At 59.7% G+C, this 19,113-nt stretch carries 16 protein-coding genes and 1 pseudogene; 4 read left to right on the forward strand and 13 right to left on the reverse strand.

Features of this window, described 5'->3' with window-relative positions:
- Positions 1–2 precede the first annotated feature (2 nt).
- The 3 genes from ACM6IO_RS18950 to ACM6IO_RS18960 are packed head-to-tail and all read left to right on the forward strand — an operon-like array spanning position 3 to position 3,411.
- Positions 3–1,436, forward strand: coding sequence for a CpaF family protein (locus ACM6IO_RS18950; protein WP_008029707.1), 1,434 nt, complete (start codon positions 3–5; stop codon positions 1,434–1,436).
- Positions 1,433–2,419, forward strand: coding sequence for a type II secretion system F family protein (locus tag ACM6IO_RS18955; protein WP_008042351.1), 987 nt, complete (start codon positions 1,433–1,435; stop codon positions 2,417–2,419). Before ACM6IO_RS18950 ends, ACM6IO_RS18955 begins: the two co-directional genes overlap by 4 nt.
- 29 nt (positions 2,420–2,448) lie before the next feature.
- Positions 2,449–3,411, forward strand: coding sequence for a type II secretion system F family protein (locus ACM6IO_RS18960; protein ID WP_192228465.1), 963 nt, complete (start codon positions 2,449–2,451; stop codon positions 3,409–3,411).
- 214 nt (positions 3,412–3,625) lie between these two features.
- Here the strand turns inward: ACM6IO_RS18960 and ACM6IO_RS18965 are convergent, their stop codons facing one another.
- From ACM6IO_RS18965 to ACM6IO_RS19020, 12 genes and pseudogenes are all read right to left on the reverse strand, one after another.
- Positions 3,626–3,895 carry a DUF3613 domain-containing protein gene (locus ACM6IO_RS18965; protein ID WP_008042349.1) on the reverse strand — a complete coding sequence of 90 codons (270 nt, stop codon included), beginning with the start codon at positions 3,893–3,895 and terminating at the stop codon, positions 3,626–3,628.
- Between the two features lie 18 nt (positions 3,896–3,913).
- Positions 3,914–4,627: a tetratricopeptide repeat protein gene (locus tag ACM6IO_RS18970; RefSeq protein WP_008029716.1), complete on the reverse strand. Its 714-nt coding sequence runs from the start codon at positions 4,625–4,627 to the stop codon at positions 3,914–3,916.
- A gap of 119 nt (positions 4,628–4,746) precedes the next feature.
- Positions 4,747–5,970: a type II and III secretion system protein family protein gene (locus tag ACM6IO_RS18975; protein ID WP_008042348.1), complete on the reverse strand. Its 1,224-nt coding sequence runs from the start codon at positions 5,968–5,970 to the stop codon at positions 4,747–4,749.
- Positions 5,971–6,575: 605 nt separating this feature from the next.
- Positions 6,576–6,816, reverse strand: a pseudogene (locus ACM6IO_RS18980) (hypothetical protein).
- A gap of 434 nt (positions 6,817–7,250) precedes the next feature.
- Entirely contained in the window at positions 7,251–8,735 is a 1,485-nt protein-coding gene (locus tag ACM6IO_RS18985) for an APC family permease (RefSeq protein ID WP_414912022.1), read from the reverse strand.
- Positions 8,736–9,003: 268 nt separating this feature from the next.
- Positions 9,004–10,428: a gamma-aminobutyraldehyde dehydrogenase gene (locus ACM6IO_RS18990; protein WP_414912023.1), complete on the reverse strand. Its 1,425-nt coding sequence runs from the start codon at positions 10,426–10,428 to the stop codon at positions 9,004–9,006.
- A gap of 160 nt (positions 10,429–10,588) precedes the next feature.
- On the reverse strand, positions 10,589–11,413 hold the full coding sequence (locus ACM6IO_RS18995) for an ABC transporter permease (protein WP_280163086.1): 825 nt from the start codon (positions 11,411–11,413) through the stop codon (positions 10,589–10,591).
- Positions 11,403–12,350, reverse strand: a complete 948-nt coding sequence (locus ACM6IO_RS19000; protein ID WP_192417881.1) for an ABC transporter permease — start codon at positions 12,348–12,350, stop codon at positions 11,403–11,405. The genes ACM6IO_RS18995 and ACM6IO_RS19000 overlap by 11 nt, the downstream gene beginning before the upstream one ends.
- A 1-nt stretch (position 12,351) precedes the next feature.
- Positions 12,352–13,389, reverse strand: coding sequence for an ABC transporter ATP-binding protein (locus ACM6IO_RS19005; RefSeq protein ID WP_008029734.1), 1,038 nt, complete (start codon positions 13,387–13,389; stop codon positions 12,352–12,354).
- A 190-nt stretch (positions 13,390–13,579) separates the two neighbouring features.
- Entirely contained in the window at positions 13,580–14,731 is a 1,152-nt protein-coding gene (gene ydcS, locus ACM6IO_RS19010) for a putative ABC transporter substrate-binding protein YdcS (RefSeq protein WP_008029736.1), read from the reverse strand.
- A gap of 228 nt (positions 14,732–14,959) precedes the next feature.
- Complete coding sequence (locus ACM6IO_RS19015) at positions 14,960–16,447, reverse strand: gamma-aminobutyraldehyde dehydrogenase (protein ID WP_081500226.1); 1,488 nt, start codon at positions 16,445–16,447, stop codon at positions 14,960–14,962.
- A 100-nt stretch (positions 16,448–16,547) separates the two neighbouring features.
- Positions 16,548–17,462, reverse strand: a complete 915-nt coding sequence (locus ACM6IO_RS19020) for a LysR family transcriptional regulator (RefSeq protein WP_192228470.1) — start codon at positions 17,460–17,462, stop codon at positions 16,548–16,550.
- Positions 17,463–17,649: 187 nt separating this feature from the next.
- On the opposite strand from ACM6IO_RS19020, the gene ACM6IO_RS19025 reads away from it, so the two are divergent.
- Positions 17,650–18,372: a tellurite resistance TerB family protein gene (locus tag ACM6IO_RS19025; RefSeq protein ID WP_414912024.1), complete on the forward strand. Its 723-nt coding sequence runs from the start codon at positions 17,650–17,652 to the stop codon at positions 18,370–18,372.
- A 66-nt stretch (positions 18,373–18,438) separates the two neighbouring features.
- Here ACM6IO_RS19025 and ACM6IO_RS19030 read toward each other — a convergent pair whose 3' ends face one another.
- On the reverse strand, positions 18,439–19,098 hold the full coding sequence (locus tag ACM6IO_RS19030) for a hypothetical protein (protein WP_414912025.1): 660 nt from the start codon (positions 19,096–19,098) through the stop codon (positions 18,439–18,441).
- Positions 19,099–19,113 lie beyond the last annotated feature (15 nt).

Genomic DNA, 19,113 nt, shown 5'->3' on the forward strand with positions numbered 1-19,113 from the left:
CCATGATCAGCGACTTTCGTAACCGCTTGCGCAAACAGTCCGGTAAACCCGCCGCTGCCCAACCGGGTGACGATCTGCTGGATCCGCCAGAGGAAATAATGGCGTGGGAACGTGTGGCACCAGACGTTCTTTACGAAACCAAAAGCCAGGTCACCCCGGTGGAGGCGGAGTGGCGGGAAAAGATCTACCAGCAGTTGCTCAAAGTCATGGACCTGTCCTTGCTGGACTCCCTTGAACAGGCCGAGGCTGCTCGGCAGATTCGCGATATTTGCCAGCGCCTGCTCGATGAGCATTCGGCACCGGTGAGTACCGTCAGCCGTCAGTTGATCATCAAGCAGATCACCGACGAGGTGCTCGGCCTGGGGCCTCTGGAACCGTTGCTGGCCGATCACAGCGTGTCCGACATTCTGGTCAACGGCTCTGCCTCGGTCTATGTCGAACGCTTCGGCAAACTGCAACGGACCGATGTGCGTTTTCGCGATGATCAGCATTTGTTGAACATCATCGACCGTATCGTCTCCAGCCTGGGGCGGCGTATCGACGAGTCCTCGCCGTTGGTGGATGCCCGGCTCAAGGACGGTTCGCGGGTCAACGCGATTATCCCGCCGCTGGCCATCGATGGCCCGAGCATGTCGATTCGGCGCTTTGCGGTGGACCTGCTCAATACCGACAGTCTGATCCAGGTGGGGACGTTGACCCCGGCCATTGCCCTGCTGCTCAAGGCGATTGTCCGTGGGCGCTTGAACGTGCTGATTTCCGGCGGTACCGGTAGCGGCAAGACCACCATGCTCAACGTGCTGTCCAGCTTCATTCCGCAGAACGAGCGGATTGTCACCATCGAAGATTCGGCCGAACTGCAACTGCAGCAACCCCATGTGGTGCGCCTGGAAACCCGGCCTTCGAACATCGAGGGCCGTGGCGAAGTGAGCCAGCGGGAGTTGGTGCGCAACAGCCTGCGGATGCGTCCAGACCGCATAGTGATCGGCGAAGTGCGTGGCGTCGAGGCGCTGGACATGCTGACTGCGATGAACACCGGTCACGACGGCTCGTTGACCACGATCCACGCCAACACCGCACGCGATGCGTTGGGGCGAGTCGAGAACATGGTGTCGATGACCGGGGCGACCTTTCCGATCAAGGCCATGCGGCAGCAGATCGCGTCGGCCATTGATGTGGTGATCCAACTGGAGCGCCAAGAGGATGGCAAGCGCAGACTGGTCAGCGTGCAGGAAATCAACGGCATGGAAGGCGAGATCATCACCATGACCGAAATCTTTTCCTTCGTGCGCCATGGCATGGGCGAAAACGGCGAAGTGCTTGGTGATTACCGGCCCAGCGGCATGATCCCCGCGTTCCGCGATGTGCTGGCCAAGCGCGGCATCGAGTTGCCGCTTACGATGTTCAGGCCTGAATGGATGGAGGCACGGCAGTCATGAACAATATTCCTGGTGAATTCATTCTGATGTTCCTCGGCATGGTGTTTATCGCTGTGTTCCTCCTGTCTCAGGGGGTGGTGGTGCCGGTGTTCGGCGAGGCCGGCAAGATGCGCAAGCGTATCCGCGGCCGTTTGCACGTTCTGGAGAAGGCCAACAACCTGCCCAATATGCAGACGGTGTTGCGACAGAAGTACCTGACGCGCTTGACGCCGCTGGAGGCCATGCTCGAGCAGTTGCCCTTTATGGCGAGCCTGACCCAGATGATCGAGCAGTCCGGTCATGAATATCGTGCTTATCGGGTGTTGTTGCTCGGGCTGTTCCTGGGCGCCTGTGCGGGTTTCTCGATCTGGATGATCTCGTCAGTCTGGTGGATGGCGTTGCTGGCGGGCTTCGGAGCGTTCTGGCTACCACTGCTGAAAATTTCTCGTGACCGTGGCAAACGCTTCGCCGGGTTTGAGGAAGGCCTGCCGGATGCACTGGATGCCATCTGCCGTGCCCTGCGCGCCGGGCACCCGTTCAACGAAACCCTGCGCCTGGTCGGCGAGGAGCATAAGGGGCCGGTCGCTCAGGAGTTTGGCCTGACTTTCGCGGACATCAACTATGGCAACGATGTACGTCGGGCCATGCTCGGCCTGCTGGAGAGGATGCCGAGCATGACGGTGATGATGCTGGTGACCTCAATCCTCATCCATCGCGAGACCGGCGGTAATCTGACCGAGGTGCTGGAGCGTTTGAGTCGCCTGATCCGCGGGCGTTTTCGCTTCCAGCGCAAGGTCAGGACCCTGTCGGCCGAAGGGCGGATGTCAGCCTGGGTGCTGGTGTCGATTCCATTCGTGCTGGCGATTGCGATCGTTGTCACAAGCCCCACCTACATGCCTGTGCTGCTCAATGATCCCATAGGCCACAAACTGATCATCGGGGCGTTTTTCGCCATGCTGCTCGGGATTTTCTGGATACGCAAAATCATTCGGATTCAGGTTTAAGCGGTTTTCGCTACCGGGAGGTACAGGTCATGGACTTTTTGCTCGGGTTGTTCAGTCGGGTCACGGGAAGCGAGGAGGTGGCGCGCCTGTTGTTCCTCGGCGCGATCGGTTTGAGTACGGTGCTTGCAGTTGTCGCCGTGAGCTTGCTGATTTTGGGGCTTCAGGATCCGGTGCAGCGTCGTCTGGCGCTGATCAAGCGTGGTCATTTAGGCAACACCGCCGGGCAAGAAGCCCCGGGTAATCTGCAACTGTTACTGGAACGGGTCGGCCAGCGCTTTGCCTCGGCCGAATCGGCTCAGACCTCCGTCACCCAGACTTTATTGACGCATGCTGGGTACCGTTCCACTTCAGCGGTGCAGATGTACTGGGCTGTGCGCTTGATGACGCCGCTGTTATTAGTCGGTATTACGTTGCTGCTATTGCCGATGATTCCCAGGGTTTCCCTGGCCATGGGGCTGCTGGTGGTGGTCTTGGCAGCCGGTATCGGATGGTTGCTGCCGGCGCTGTATGTCGCCAAGCGCAAGCAGTTGCGACAAGGTCGGTTGCGTGCCGCGTTTCCGGATGCGCTGGATCTGATGGTCGTGTGCGTGGAGTCGGGCCTTGCCTTGCCTACGACGATCGAACGGGTGGCTGAGGAGATGTCGGTCAGTCAGGTCGAACTGGCTGAAGAGCTGGCCCTGGTCAATGCACAAATCCGCGCGGGCATTTCCAGTACCGCGGCGCTCAAACAACTGGCTGTGCGCACGGGTCTGGATGACGTACAAGGGCTGGTCAGCCTGTTGGCGCAGAGTATTCGCTTTGGTACCAGCGTGGCCGATACGCTGCGCATCTATGCCGATGAATTCCGTGACCGGCGTACGCAGGCCGCCGAAGAGATGGGGGCGAAAATTGGTACCAAGCTGATATTCCCGCTGATTTTCTGCCTGTGGCCGAGCTTCTTTCTGGTCGCTATCGGCCCGGCCATGATCGGTGTACTCAAAGTATTCGGGTGAGGTAAAACGGGCAGGGGCTATCGAGTGTGATGGCCTTGCCCCCCGAGCCTGATCTGCACTTTCCTGTCATGGACCCACACATTTCCCGCCGCGGGATCATCCGACCAGGGTTGGATAATGTGTAGAGACTACTTTCCTGAACACGACATCAAGCCCGGCTTTGCAGCCAGGCTACTCTGGACTACGCCAGAGGCTGATCACCCATCGACATGCCTCAGTTGCCGCTACTCATATCTCCCCCAGCATCCTGTTCAAAAAACATCGGAATCGGGAAGTTGAAGCTATTCAGCCAGCGCTGCATGGCCAGTTCACGTTCGGCGGCCGAAGCGGTTTGCAGATTAGGGGAGGCAACCACACCTCGAATCTGCAATTGCAACCACTGTTCGGTGCCTTGTTGGTACGGCGAAGAGGGGCCCGGCTCAATAGCCCAGGCAGTGGTGGACAGGCAAGCCATGCACACGATCAACAGCCTTTTGGTCTTCATCTCGATTCCTCGTACGTTCTACTTATTCGCACTGGAAGAGGCATCGGCTACTTCCGTCTTGCGATTCCCCTCGGTAGCCACCACTTTTTTGGCGGAGGCCTTGAGTTTTTCCGCGCGGGTTTGAGCTTCGGCGACTTGCTTGGGGCTCAAGTCGGCGCGGGTCACCAGGTCAGCAGCCGACTTCCAGTTATCCTGGTAGATCAGCAGCGTCACCATATTGAGTGCCGCCAATGTGTTTGCCTGCTTGAGCTCCATGGCGGTCATGAACTCAAAGCGTGCTTCAGGGATCCGTCGCTGATTGAGGTAGACGACCCCCAGGTCATTTCGCATCCTGTCGTCGGTGGGGGCCATCTTCACCGCACGCTCAAGGTGAGTGGCAGCGGAGGCGTTATCATTTTTGGCGGCGGCCAACTGGCCCAGGCCATGTTCCCCTTCAGCCGTCAGACAGGTGCCGAGCAAGCTTTCGTACAACGGCTGCGCGTCGCCGCTACGCCCCATCATGCGCAACACCCGAGCCTTGCGCAGGCGAACCTGGACCAGGTCATCGGGCAAACCTTCCAGATTCGCCAGGCTGGCATACAAACGGCCTTCGTCGGCCATGTTGTCGGCCAGGTTCAGGGCCAGTTCCTGCTCCGAACCGGGCTTGGCACAGCTGGGCGGTCGCGAAGTCAGGCCATTACTGGCGCAACCTGCGAGCATTAACGTCGTCGCTATTGCAATGACTGCTTTCATCGTATGTCCTCTGGCTACAACAGGTTGAACGCCCGGCCAATGGCAATGAAGCTGGCCCGGCAGGCGTTCAACGTCACCGTTACGAGTGAGGGCGAGGCGAGTCTGGTTCAGGCTCCGGATCATTGCGAGAGACCGCTGAGACTGTCGAAGTCGCCATTTTCCAGGAAAAACATGCGGTAGAAGTTCGGGTCGTAATTGCGCAGCTGTTCGCCAGGCAATGACGGTAGTGTTGCATTGGCAGCCAGTGGCTGGACCAGATGGGGGGTGACGATCATCAGCAGTTCGCGCTCTTCACGGTTGATGGTGTTGTCGCGGAAAAATGCGCCCAGAACCGGGATATCGCCCAGCCCCGGAAACTTGTTCACCTGGGAATTGTTGCGGGAGCTGATCAGGCCGCTGATGACGAAGCTCTCGCCGTCGGCCAGGGAGATGCTGGTATCGGTACGGCGCACGGTCAGGGCCGGGACTATCGTGCCGGCGATGCTCACGGCGTTGGTGAAGTCCAGTTCACTGACTTCCGGCGCCACCTTCAGCGCGATGCGATTTTTCCCGACGATGGTCGGCGTCAGAGTCAGGCGGATACCGAATTCCTTGTACTCGATGGACACGTTATCGCTGCCTGAGCTGGGCACCGGAATCGGTATTTCACCGCCGGCCAGGAAGCTCGCACTCTGCCCGCTGAGCGCTACCAGGCTTGGCCGCGCCAGGGTGTAGGCGAAACCACTGCCTTCCAGCGCATTGAGCGCCACCAGGGTACTGCCGGTAGCAAAAGAGAGGTTGAAGTTGTTGTTGTTCACCGGCAGCACCGGCGTGACTATGCCGCCGATGGTGGGCAAGGTTCTCGGCGAGCCGAACAGGAAGTTGCCACGGATGCCGAAAATCGAGGCGGAAGCTTCCTTGAGCTTGGTCCGGCTGACTTCGACGAAACGGATATCGGTCTGCACCTGGCTCGGCAGCAGCGGGTCGTCGGAGGGCACCGACGGCACACTGGTCAGTGCCGATGTGGCTTTACCCTTGACGAACACCATGCTTTGGCGCGGCGTTTTCGAACAGGCAGTCCAGACCATCAGGCTGGTGGTCCCCGGTGCAATGCCCGTGAGTATGAACGCGTTGTTGCCGCTGGGTTGCACGTCGGCAATTTTCGGGTCACCCACCGCCAGTTGCGTTACCGGAACGGGGCTGCGCAGTTCATTCTGCAGCCCCTGACCGACCTCGAACGTTGTCGACCAACTGTCCAGTTGCGAACAATTGGCAGGTGCGGCCTGAGCCGCATTCACGCTGAGGCCCGTCCAGAACAGGCCATGGATAATTTTCTTGAAAGCGGGCGCGGGACGAAGGCTCATTTAATGCATCCTCACTGGATAGGCCATCTATAGGCAGACAAAGTTGTCTCTGATCACTTCACGGGGATCGGACTATCCCCCCCAATGCGCCACACCACTTATCCATGGCTTTGGCGTTATTCCTTGCGTGCAACACACGAGCGGGCGCAGTTCGCTGATCTGGCTGAACAGCGAGCGACCTTTGCTAAAACGGTTTTTAGTTAGGCGGTTACCTGGACTGCGCGCCAGAGTGACGCTGGCAGTTACGGACGCTACTGTCCGCCGACCTGCCCCCCCCGAAAAGTAAACGGCCATGTAGGTACAGAGCCGGAATACGCCTGCCATGATCATAGTGAGCTAACTCCTTTTGCCAATCTGATCATTGAAGCTAACTTGGAAACTGGAGCCGTTATGACTTCTTATTGTTTGACGGTAGTTCAATCAAACCAAAGTGCCATGATTTTTAAAAAAAACCATGGGTGCAAAAGCTGCAGAAAGGCAGGTGGGTGAGCGGTGCAGGCAAGGTCGTAGCGCAGTGCGATTGGCTGATACCGAGGGGGGAATGAAGGCAAAAAAAAGGCCCATCAGTCAGGCTGAACGGGCCTTTTTCATGTCTCAACCTGCCTTCAACTGCAAATGCCCATGATCGGAAACGGTCGCTGCGCCTGCACCAGATCCGGCATATCCCTCCACTTGATCCACGCCGAATCTTGCCACTGCAGCAGCGGCACCGAGAGGCCGCCGCATCAAACGTCCCAGGTCATGGACGCAGAGCCAGGCTTGGTTGGCGTGGAGGAAGCGGTTGTGGCGGGGAAAAACAGTGGGGATGAAATGAGGGTGGGTTTCAGACGGATTTAGCGTGTGCATTTCTTCGACTCCATGTTGAGAAAGGAGCCGCCACTAATCCTTCGACAGATTTGGGTTGCGGACCATGTGGCGTTCGAAGTCGGAACATTCTCGATCAACACGGAAAAGTCGAGAGGCCCGCGCCACACGGTCCACCATAAAGCGAAACGAAAAGGCAAAACTGTGCCCCAGTTCCTATGGTGGTGCGGATGCGCCATGTTGATGATTGACCGGCTTCGACCCCGGGCCGCTGATTTGGCAGCGACGGGACAAAGCCTATCGGTCAGGCGCTCGCGGCGCCAAGCCTACTCTGGCGACGCTTGTCGTAGGAATCAGAGTCTTTTCAGGAAGGCTCGATCTGTAGGAATTTCCTGTTTTTTCACCGAGCGCAGAAAACTGGAAACAGAGGAGCAAAGCTTGCCCCGGGAACCGACAGGATCCCGGGGTAATTGTCCTTAGTGACTAACCTTCCAGGCATCCCCCGCAGGCGCCGTACCATGGTCATACGGCTTGGCAATCCACATATAAACCAGCCCCAAGCCAATCACGATCGCCGTGCTCAGCACCATCGCATAGTTGATGTACCACGCCGCATCCGGTGTGCGCGGCCAGGCCATGTTGATGATGGCGCCGACGCCGTAGACCAGCGCGCCGATGTTCACCGCCCAGCCCCAGGCGCCGAGGGTGAATTTGCCGCTTGGTTTCCAGCCTTTCAGGCGGGCATAAAGGGCTGCGAGGACGATCATCTGGAACGCGAGGTAGATGCCGATCGCTGCGAAGCTGACGATGGTGGCCACGGCGTCTTGCAGGAAGAAGCCCAGAATGATGATCAGCGCTGGCAGGATGCCGGAGACGAACAGTGCAGCAACCGGAACCTGAGTTGTAGGCGAAATCTTTTTCAGCAGTGAGCTGCCGATGACCATTTCGTCCCGGGCGTAGGAATACAGCAGACGACTCGCCGCCGCTTGCAGGCTGATGACGCAGGAGATGAAGGAAATCATCACCACGCCCATGACCATTTTCGAACCGACGGGGCCAAAGGCGTTGTTGAGGATGGTGCCGACCGGGTCTTTGTCGGTGCCGTTGATCACCGCTTGCATGTCCGGCACGGCGAGGATCAGTGCCAGGCAAGCAAACATCGCCGCAACGCCGCCGATGTAGATGGTCATGCGCATGGCCACCGGGATTTTCTTGCTCGGGTTCGGGGTTTCTTCGGCCACGTCGCCGCAGGCCTCGAAGCCGTAGTACAGGAACATCCCCGCCAGCGAGGCGGTGAGGAAGGCCGGCAGATAAGAGCCGTCAACGCTGATGTCGAAGGTGTTGAACAACACGCTGATCGATTGATGACGTTCGAAAATCAGCAGGTACATGCCGACGATCACCGCGCCGACCAGTTCGCAGAGGAAGCCGAACATGGCGATTCGCGCCAGCACTTTGGTGCCGCTGAGGTTGACCAGCGTGGCAAACAGGGTCAGCACCAGGGCGATGACGATGTTGGTGTTGTTGCTCGGTTCGAAGCCCATCATCGCGGCAAGGTAAGGCCCTGCACCGACCGCAACGGCGGCGATGGTCACGCACAGGGCGATGGAGTAGATCCAGCCGACCATCCACGCCCAGCGTTTGCCCACCAAGCGGCGAGCCCATGGGTAAACGCCACCGGAAATCGGGAACTGCGAGACCACTTCACCGAAGATCAGGCACACCAGCAATTGGCCGCAACCGACCAGCAAATACGCCCAGAACATCGGTGGTCCACCGGCGGCCAGGCACAGGCCGAAGAGGGTATAAACCCCTACGACCGGTGAGAGGTAAGTGAAGCCCAGGGCGAAGTTTTCCCACAGGCTCATGCTGCGGTTGAAGTTGGAGGTGTAACCCAGCTTTCGGAGTTGCTCGGCATCGCTGTCGGCAACGGCTGCGGAGAATTCAGGTAGTGCACTCATGGTGTGTTAGCTCCGGAAAATCGGCAGATTTCGGATGTCCGAAACCGTGACAGGGCCGTGATGGCGCTGCCCGGATCGGTGGTTATTGTTTTTTTGGTCTGGCGTTGAAGCCTGGTGGTGCGTATTGACGGTTTCTACCTTGAAACCGAGGTGACACCTTCGCGGGCAAGTCGGATCGCCGCACCGCTCGCTCCTACAGGATTGAGGGTGTTCGCAAAAATTGCGTACGACGCAAAACCTGTAGGAGCGAAGCTTGCTCGCGAAGCTTTTAGTGCTTGAACATCACATGCCGCACAACGGTGTAATCCTCCAACCCATACATCGACATGTCCTTCCCGTACCCGGACAGTTTCTGACCGCCATGGGGCATTTCGCTGACCAGCATGAAGTGCGTGTTCACCCAGGTGCAGCCGTACTGCAAGCGTGACGACAGGCGATGCGCGCGGCCGACGTCCGAGGTCCACACCGACGACGCCAGGCCGTAGTCCGAATCGTTGGCCCAGCCGAGCACCTGCGCTTCATCGCTGAATTTGGTCACCGACACGACCGGCCCGAACACCTCGCGGCGGACGATCTCGTCGTCCTGCTGTGCATCGGCCAGCACCGTTGGTTCGAAGAAGAAACCGTTGCCTTCAACTGCCTTGCCGCCCGTGATCAGGCGGATGTGCGGTTGCGCCACGGCGCGGTCGACGAACCCGGCTACCCGGTCGCGATGCTGCGCGGTGATCAGCGGGCCAAGTTCGGTCGACGGATCATCCTGCACGCCGTACTTGATGCTGCTGACTGCCGCGCCGAGCTTCTCGACGAATTTTTCGTAGATGCCGGCCTGTGCGTAGATGCGGCACGCGGCGGTGCAGTCCTGGCCGGCGTTGTAGAAACCGAAGGTGCGAATACCTTCAACCGCGGCATCAATGTCGGCGTCGTCGAAGATGATCACCGGGGCCTTGCCGCCCAGTTCCATGTGCATGCGTTTGACGCTGGCGGCGGTGCTGGAAATGATGTTCGAGCCGGTGGCGATGGAACCGGTCAGCGACACCATGCGCACTTTAGGGTGGGTGACCAGTGGGCTGCCTACGGTAGGACCTCGGCCAAATACCAGGTTGAGTACGCCGGCCGGGAAGATTTCCGACGCCAGTTGTGCCAGGCGTAGTGCGGTCAGCGGGGTTTGTTCCGACGGCTTGAGCACCACGGTATTACCGGCGGCGAGGGCCGGGGCGATTTTCCAGGCGACCATCATCAACGGGTAGTTCCACGGCGCGATGGAGGCGATCACGCCCACCGGGTCGCGGCGGATCATCGAGGTGTGCCCGGCCAGGTATTCACCGCCTGCCGAACCGCTCATGCAGCGGCTGGCGCCGGCGAAGAAACGGAACACGTCGGCAATCGCCGGGATTTCGTCGTTCAGCGCAGCGCTGTAGGGTTTGCCGCAGTTGTCGGATTCGAGTTTGGCCAGCTCTTCGCCGTGGGTTTCGATGGCGTCGGCAAGTTTGAGCAGTAACAGCGAGCGCTCTTTCGGCGGGGTGTGCGACCAGCTTTCAAACGCGGCATCGGCAGCGCGTACGGCAGCATCGACCTGGGCTTCGCTGGCTTCGTTGATTTCCACCAGCACACGACCGAGGGCCGGGTTGAACACCGGTTGGGCGGGGCCTTCGCCGTCGAGCAGTTGGCCGTTGATCAAGAGTTTGGTTTGCATGGCGTTGTCCTCTTTGAAGCTATTATTTTTCTGCCGAAACCGGATCCTGTGTAGGAGCGAGGCTTGCCCGCGAAGCTTTTGGCGCTCTCGAGGACGCCTTCGCGGGCAAGCCTCGCTCCTACACAGGATTCGGTTTCTACAGTGGATATTGAGTTGTTCGTTACTTCCCGCCACTTCCCGCCACGCTTTCACCACCACGGGTCAGGTAATAGGCGCCGAGAATCGGCAGCATGGTCACCATCATCACCAGCATCGCGACGACGTTGGTCACCGGCACGTCCCGTGGGCGGCTGAGCTGGTTGAGCAGCCACAGCGGCAGGGTGCGTTCATGGCCGGCGGTGAAGGTGGTGACGATGATTTCGTCGAACGACAGCGCAAACGCGAGCATGCCGCCGGCCAGCAACGCCGAGCCGAGGTTCGGCAGGACGATGTAGCGAAAGGTCTGCCAGCCATCGGCGCCGAGGTCCATCGAGGCTTCGATCAAACTGTGCGAAGTGCGGCGCAACCGGGCGATGACGTTGTTGTAGACGATCACCACACAGAAGGTCGCGTGGCCGACGATGATGGTGAACATCCCCGGCTCGATGCCCAGCGTCTTGAAGGTCGCCAATAGCGCGATCCCGGTGATGATCCCCGGCAACGCGATCGGCAAAATCAGCATCAGCGAGATGCCTTGCTTGCCGAAGAAATCCCGCCGGTACAACGCCGCCGACGCCAGCGTGCCGAGCACCAACGCGATCAACGTCGCGACGGAAGCGATCTGCAGCGACAGCTTGATCGCTTCCAGTACATCCGGCCGCGCGAACGCCACGCTGATCCACTTCAGGGTGAAGCCCTTGGGCGGAAAGCTGAACGCCGCGTCTTCGGTGTTGAACGCGTAGAGGAAGATGATCAGGATCGGGAAGTGCAGAAACACCAACCCGCCCCAGGCTGCGATGCGCAGACCTAAAGATGCCTGCCCTTGAGATGAAGAGTCAGAGTGCATCGAAGGCCCCCAGTCGTTTGACGATGGTCAGGTAAATGGCGATCAACACAATCGGCACCAGCGTGAACGCCGCGGCCATTGGCATGTTGCCGATCGCGCCTTGTTGGGCGTACACCATGCTGCCGACGAAGTACCCCGGCGGGCCCACCAGTTGCGGCACGATGAAGTCGCCCAGGGTCAGCGAAAACGTGAAGATCGACCCGGCGGCGATGCCCGGAATCGACAACGGCAGAATCACTTGCATAAAGGTCTGGCGCGGCTTGGCGCCGAGGTCGGCGGAGGCTTGCAGCAACGACGGCGGCAGGCGTTCCAGCGAGGCCTGAATCGGCAGGATCATGAACGGCAGCCAGATGTAGACGAACACCATGAAGCGCCCCAGGTGCGAGGTCGACAAGGTGCTGCCACCCACGCCCGGAATGCCCAGCACAAATTGCAACACCGGCTCCAGTCCCAGGTGTTGAACGAACCACTGCGCCACGCCGCCCTTGGCCAGCAGCAACGTCCACGCATACGCCTTGACGATGTAACTGGCCCACATCGGCATCATCACCGCGATGTAGAAAAACGCCTTGGTCTTGCCGGTGGTGTAGCGCGCCATGTAGTAGGCGATCGGGAACGCGACAATGGCGCTGGCAATCGAGACCACGACGGCCATGCTCAGGGTGCGCAGAATGATGTCGAAGTTCGACGGCTGGAACAGCGCGGTGAAGTTCGCCAGGGTCAGGTCGGGCGTGACCGCCATGGTGAAGTCGTCGAAGGTGTAGAAGCCTTGCCACAACAGCACCAACAGCGAACCGAGGTAGATCGCGCCGAACCACAACAGCGGCGGCACCAGCAGCAGCGACAGGTAAAAGTTCGGCCGGCGATACAGCAGGTTGGAAAACCTGCGCAACGGCGAGCCGCTGGCCGGGGATTGAGGGAGAGCCACGCTGGTCATCTCACACCCCGCCGGCAACGGTGTCGTGCAGCGGGATCATCGCTTCCCGTGCCCAGCGTGCGCTGATGCGTTGCCCGGTCTGATGTTGCGCGCTGACGTCCAGCCATTGGTTGTTGGCCTGGCTGATGTTCAGGGTCTGGCCGTTTTCCAGCTTCAGTTCATAACGGGTGGCGCTGCCCTGGTACTGAACGTCGTGGAGCAAACCACTGACTTCGATTTCGTGGCTGGCCAACGGGCCGTCGGCGAAACGCACGTGTTCCGGGCGAATCGAAAACGGCTGCGGATTGCCGCTGAGCTGCTGCGCCAGATCGCCGCGAATCACGTTGGAGGTGCCGACGAATTCCGCGACAAAGGTGGTTGCCGGTTTCATGTAGAGGTTGCGCGGGGTATCGACTTGTTCGATGCGCCCCTTGTTGAACACCGCCACACGGTCAGACATCGACAGTGCTTCGGTCTGGTCGTGGGTGACGAAGATGAAGGTGATGCCGAGCTGGCGTTGCAGTTTTTTCAGCTCGCTTTGCATTTGCTCGCGAAGCTTCAAGTCGAGGGCGCCCAGCGGTTCGTCGAGCAGCAGCACCCGAGGACGATTGACCAATGCACGGGCCAGGGCCACACGCTGGCGCTGACCGCCCGACAGTTGCACCGGTTTGCGCGCGCCGTAGCCGCCGAGGGCGACCATGTCGAGGGCTTCTTCAGCGCGTTTCTGGCGTTCAGCCTTGCCGACGCCTTTGACTTTCAAACCGTAGGCGACGTTGTCGAGTACGTTCATGTGCGGGAACAGGGCGTAATCCTGAAACACCGTGTTGACGTCACGCTCATACGGCGGCAGCCCGGCGGCTTCATTGCCGTGAATCCGGATCGAGCCTGCGCTCGGTTGTTCAAAACCGGCGATCAGGCGCAAACACGTGGTTTTGCCCGAGCCGGAGGGGCCCAGCATGGAGAAGAACTCGCCGTCCTGGATGTCGATGGAAACCCGGTCTACGGCTTTCACTTCGCCGAACAGACGGGAAACGTTGGTGAACTGGACTGCAAGCGTCATGGTGCGGTGCTCCGAAAAACAGAATCTTTAAAAGCTTCGCGAGCAGGCTCGCTCCCACAGGGGAATACAGATCAAATGTGGGAGCGGGCTTGCTCGCGAAGGGGTCATCACATTCAACATTGATGTTGGCTGACCCACCGCTTTCGCGAGCAAGCCCGCTCCCACAATGGGATCAGCGTCAACTCTCAGATCAGCGACCGCCCATGATCGCGATGTAGTCCTGGGTCCAGCGGCTGTACGGCACGAACTTGCCGCCTTCAGCCTGCGGGGTTTTCCAGAAGGCGATCTTGTCGAACTGGTCGAAGCCGTTGGTCTTGCAGCCTTCGGCACCGAGCAATTCGCTCTCTTTGCACCCCGCCGGAACCGACGGCAACGAACCGAACCAGGCGGCCAGGTCACCCTGGACTTTCGGTTGCAGCGAATGGTCCATCCACTTGTAAGCGCAGTTCGGGTGCTTGGCGTCGGCGTGCAGCATGGTGGTGTCGGCCCAGCCCGTTGCACCTTCTTTTGGAATGACCGAGGCCACCGGTTGCTTGTCCGCCACCAGACCGTTGACCATGTAGCCCCAGGTGCTGGACGCCACGACGCCTTCGTTCTTGACGTCACTCATCTGCACGGTCGCGTCATGCCAGTAGCGGTGGATCAGAGGCTGTTGCTTGCGAAGCAGGTCCAGCGCGGCCTTGTATTGTTCTTCGTTGAGCTGGTACGGGTCCTTGATCCCCAGTTCCGGCCGTTTCGCCTTGAGATAGAGCGCTGCATCGGCGATGTAGATTGGACCGTCGTAGGCCTGGACCCGGCCCTTGTTGGACTTGCCGTCCGGCAGGTTCTGTTCCTCGAACACCACGCCCCAGCTGTCCGGGGCGGTCTTGAAGACGTTGGTGTTGTACATCAACACGTTCGGGCCCCACTGATACGGAGTGCCGTAGGTTTGTTTGTTGACGACGTACCACTGGCCATCCTTCAGGCGCGGGTCGATGTTCTTCCAGTTCGGAATCAACGCGGTGTTGATCGGCTGCACGCGTTTGCCGACGATCAGCCGCAGCGACGCATCGCCCGACGCGGTCACCAGGTCGTAGCCGCCCTTGGACATCAGGCTGACCATCTCATCGGAAGTGGCGGCTGTTTTGACGTTGACCTTGCAGCCGGTTTCCTTCTCGAAACTGGTCACCCAGTCGTAGGCCTTGTCGCTTTCGCCACGTTCGATGTAGCCGGGCCAAGCCACGATATCCAGCTGACCTTCGCCGGCACCGACGGCTTTCAGCGGTTCGGCGGCCTGGATACTGGCGCTGGCCAACAGCGCGGTGGTGATAGCACTGAGCAGTGCGGTCTTGTGCACGAACATGGGAATTCCCTCTTCTTTAAATTATGGTCGGGGCAGTTTTGAACGTGGTTCAGCGTTGTAAATACGATCCTTGTAGGAGCCGGCTTGCTGGCGAGAGCGGTGGGTCAGTCAACCTGATGGTCAACTGGACGGACACCTTCGCTGGCAAGCCAGGCTCCTACAGGATTCGCGGTGTTCCAGCGTTTCTGCGCTAATGCCTTTACGGCTAATTGTTAGCGTAGTGCGCTTTTATAAATGCTGTCCGTGGCGCGCCATGATGTGCCGCACCACGCTGTAGTCCTGAAGCGAATCGCTGGACAGGTCTTTGCCGTAGCCCGAGCGTTTCAGGCCGCCATGGGGCATTTCGCTGACCAGCATGAAATGGCTGTTGATCCAGGTGCAGCCGTACTGCAAGCGCGCGGCGACCTGCATCGCCTTGTCCAGGTTCTGGGTCCAGATCGAGGAAGCCAGGCCGTATTCCGAATCGTTGGCCCAGTCCACGGCTTGTTCGAGCCCATCGAAGCGGGTCACGGTGACCACCGGCCCGAACACTTCGCGCTGGACGATTTCATCGCTCTGCTTGCAGCCGGCCAGCAGCGTCGGTTGGTAATAGAAGCCGGCACCGGAATGCACGGCCGCGCCGGTCACGCGCTCGATGTGCGGCTGACCCAGGGCGCGTTCGACGAAACTGGCCACGCGGTCGCGCTGGCGGGTGGTGATCAGCGGCCCGATTTCGTTGTCGGCATCGCGTTTACCAGCGAAGCGCAGGCTGCTGACCGCTGCGCCGAGTTCGGCCACCAGGCGGTCATGAATGCCGGCCTGTGCATAAATGCGGCAGGCGGCGGTGCAATCCTGGCCGGCGTTGTAGTAACCGTACGTGCGCACGCCTTCGACCACCGCCTGAATGTCGGCATCGTTGCAGACGATCACCGGGGCCTTGCCGCCGAGTTCGAGGTGCGTGCGTTTCAGGGTTTTCGCTGCGGCCTGCAGGATTTTTTGCCCGGTGACGATATCGCCGGTCAGCGACACCATGCGGATTTTCGGGTGGCTGACCAAGTGGCTGCCCACGCCTTCACCGCCGCCGCAAATGATGTTGATCACGCCGCGTGGGAGGATCTCGGCCAGCGCGGGCGCCAGGGCCAGGATCGACAGCGGCGTGTGCTCGGAAGGCTTGAACACCAGCGTGTTGCCGGCAGCGAGGGCCGGGGCGATTTTCCACGCGGCCATCATGATCGGGTAGTTCCACGGTGCAATCGAGGCGACTACGCCAATCGGATCGCGGCGCACCATGCTGGTATAACCCGGCAGGTACTCGCCGCTGAGCTGGCCGGTTTGGCAGCGCACCGCGCCGGCGAAAAAGCGGAACACGTCGACCGTCGCGCTCAAGTCGTCCTGACGCGCCAGGTGCAACGGTTTGCCGCAGTTCAGGGATTCGAGGCGGGCGAGCAGGTCGGCTTGTTTTTCGATGGCATTGGCGATGTCCAGCAGCAGGTTCGAGCGCTGCTGCGGCGTGGTCCGCGACCAACTGGCGAACGCGCGGTGCGCGGCGAGGATCGCGGCTTCGACTTGCTCGGTGCTGGCTTCGGCAATGTGCGTCAGCACTTCACCGGTGGCCGGGTTGAGGATTGGTTCGACAAAACCCTGACCCGCGACCAGTTCGCCATCGATCAACAACGCGGTGAACAACGGGGTCTGCGCGCCAGCCATTTTTCGGGTTCTCTTTTCTTGTGTGGCCATGCTGCTCCCTGTGACTGGGGCCCGGCCGTCTTATAGATGTTCCAAGACTAGTGCCCGGATCCGAGGTCGACAAATACTAAATACTGAAGGTGGCGTTCGATTAAATAGATGGCTTGCGCCCGCCGTGGGGCTGCTCGCGTGCGACGGTCAGGAACGGGTCGACCAGTGCCGGACGCGCCGTGCCGCGGCGCCAGGCCAGGCCGACGTCGAGGGTCTGGCTCAGGTCGGCAATCGGCCGCGCTTCGATGATGTCGCCCTCCAATGACCAGGGGCGATAGGTCATGTCGGGCTGGATCGACACGCCCAACCCGGCGGCCACCAGGCTTCGTACCGCTTCGGTCGAAGCGGTTTTAAGGGTGATGCGCGGTTGAAGCGACGCCGCCGACCACATCCGCTGGGCGTTGCGGTCCATTTCATCAACGTTCAGTTGAATCAGCGGTTCACGGGCGACGTCGGCCAGGTTGATGCTGTCGTGCTCCAGCAGCGGATGCTGGGCCGGCAGCCATAAACGGTGAGGCGAATGGGTCAGCACTTCCGTTTGCAGGGCGTGGCGGTCTTCGAGGTTGGAGAGGATCAGCACACCGACATCGATCTCGCCGCTGACCAGCAAATGCTCGATGTACGGGCGTTCGTCCTCCATCACGCGGATCTCGACGTTGGGGTAGGCGCGTTGAAAGCGGGTGAGCAGGTCCGCGAGGTAATAACCGGCGACGAGACTGGTTACACCGATGATCAATTGCCCGGCGACCTGATCGGTGCTTTGTTGCAGGCTGCGTTTGGCGTTGTCCACCGTTGCCAGAATCAGGTGTGCCTGACGTAGGAATTGATGGCCCTGGTGGGTCAGCGTCATGCCCTTGGCATGGCGGTTGAACAGCCCGACGCCGATTTCCTGCTCCAGTTGCTGGATGGCCAGGGTCAATGTCGATTGGGAAATGAACGCGGTTTGCGCGGCGGCAGAGATCGAGCCGGTCTCGGCCACGGCGATGAAATGACGAATTTGACGCAAAGTCATCATGAAGAAGTACCCGGTGGGCGGTTTTTATAGATTCGCTTGAGTGTATATCTTTTTAATCGATGGGCTTTTTAGCGTTACAGAAGGTGAGCAACATCTGGAAGCACTCTCGCTGGGAAGGGCTGGGCACTTTCGATCTAGGCTGGTGGCCTTATGTGTCCGGTTAACCCCTTTTGTGGAGGCGGCAAGAATGAATACCCGTGGATTGCTCGATCAATTACTCAAATCCGGCCAGGACCTGTTGCAGAACAAGACCGGTGGCGCGCAGAACAAGGCGTCCAGCGCTGGGTTGGGCGGATTGCTTAGTGGTGGCGGTGGTTCGGGTGGCCTTGGCAGTTTGTTGTCAGGCGCGGGTGGCGGTGCATTGGCCGCTGGCGCGATGGGCCTGTTGATGGGTAACAAGAAGGCTCGCAAAGTCGGCGGCAAGGTCGCTGTCTACGGCGGCCTCGCGGCATTGGGCGTGATTGCCTACAAGGCTTACGGCAACTGGCAGGCCCAGCAGGGCACAGCACCGAAACAAGAGCCGCAAACCGTGGACCGCGTCCCGACGGCGCAGGTCGAGCAACACAGCCAGGCGATTCTCAAGGCGCTGGTGGCGGCGGCCAAGGCTGACGGTCATGTCGACGAGCGCGAACGCGCGTTGATCGAAGGCGAGTTCACCAAGCTCGACAATGATCAGGAACTCCAACACTGGCTGCACGCCGAACTGAACAAACCCCTCGATCCAACCGATGTTGCGCGCGCCGCCAGCACCCCGGAAATGGCCGCCGAGATGTACATCGCGAGCGTGATGCTGGTGGACGAGGAGAACTTCATGGAGAAGTCTTACCTGGACGAACTGGCGCGCCAACTCAAGCTTGAGCCGGCGTTGAAAGTCGAGTTGGAAAAACAGGTGCGCCAGGCCTTGGTTTGATTGCTCAGGTAAACCTGGACGAGGGGAAGGCGCGCGTTCTCCGTCCAGGCTATACCTGCACAATTTTTACCTCAAGAGGATCGAATTCGACCAGTCGGAGTATGTATTTTCAACATACTTGACGGTTGAAAGCCGCTGCCGGCAAGTGACCTCCATGCCTTTATGTACACCAGTAGGCCGTATCTCCCAGGCACGATTGGGGTAGACAATCGTCTTGCCGTGAAAGCTCCCTACTCCGGCTTGATGCAGCTCTATATCTGCCCCTGGAATACCCTCGCCGAGTAGTTGGTTGATATTCGGATGTGTGATGCGTGGCGGCGGAAGTACCACAACTCGCAAAGCTGGGCTGCACATGTACCAACTACCGAGCCCCTCCATTCTCACTCTCAAATCGTGGACGCCTTCTCCTAGATGTCTAATGATTTTTAGGTTGGTCCCCCCGCCATGGTCAGTGAGTTTACCCTCACTCACCTGTTCGCCTGTATGGGCATCCTCTATCCACTTCCAACTTCTGGCATGACCACCCACATGAAAAGTGTGCCCCTCTTCAATTCTCATCCCCAGATGTGCGTTACTGAAATATGGTCGTGTGAAACCCCACATCGCTTCGCTATGACTCTCTGGGTTTTCGCCTGCACCGGGGGCCCAGAGTTCGGACTCGTCATGAGTGATGTCAGCACTATCCTTGCCCGAACTTACGTTGAGGCGGAGGATTTTGGTCGCCATGGCCCATTGACCGTC

The sequence above is a fragment of the Pseudomonas sp. IT-P44 genome (assembly GCF_949768225.1).
GTDB classification, from domain to species: domain Bacteria; phylum Pseudomonadota; class Gammaproteobacteria; order Pseudomonadales; family Pseudomonadaceae; genus Aquipseudomonas; species Aquipseudomonas migulae.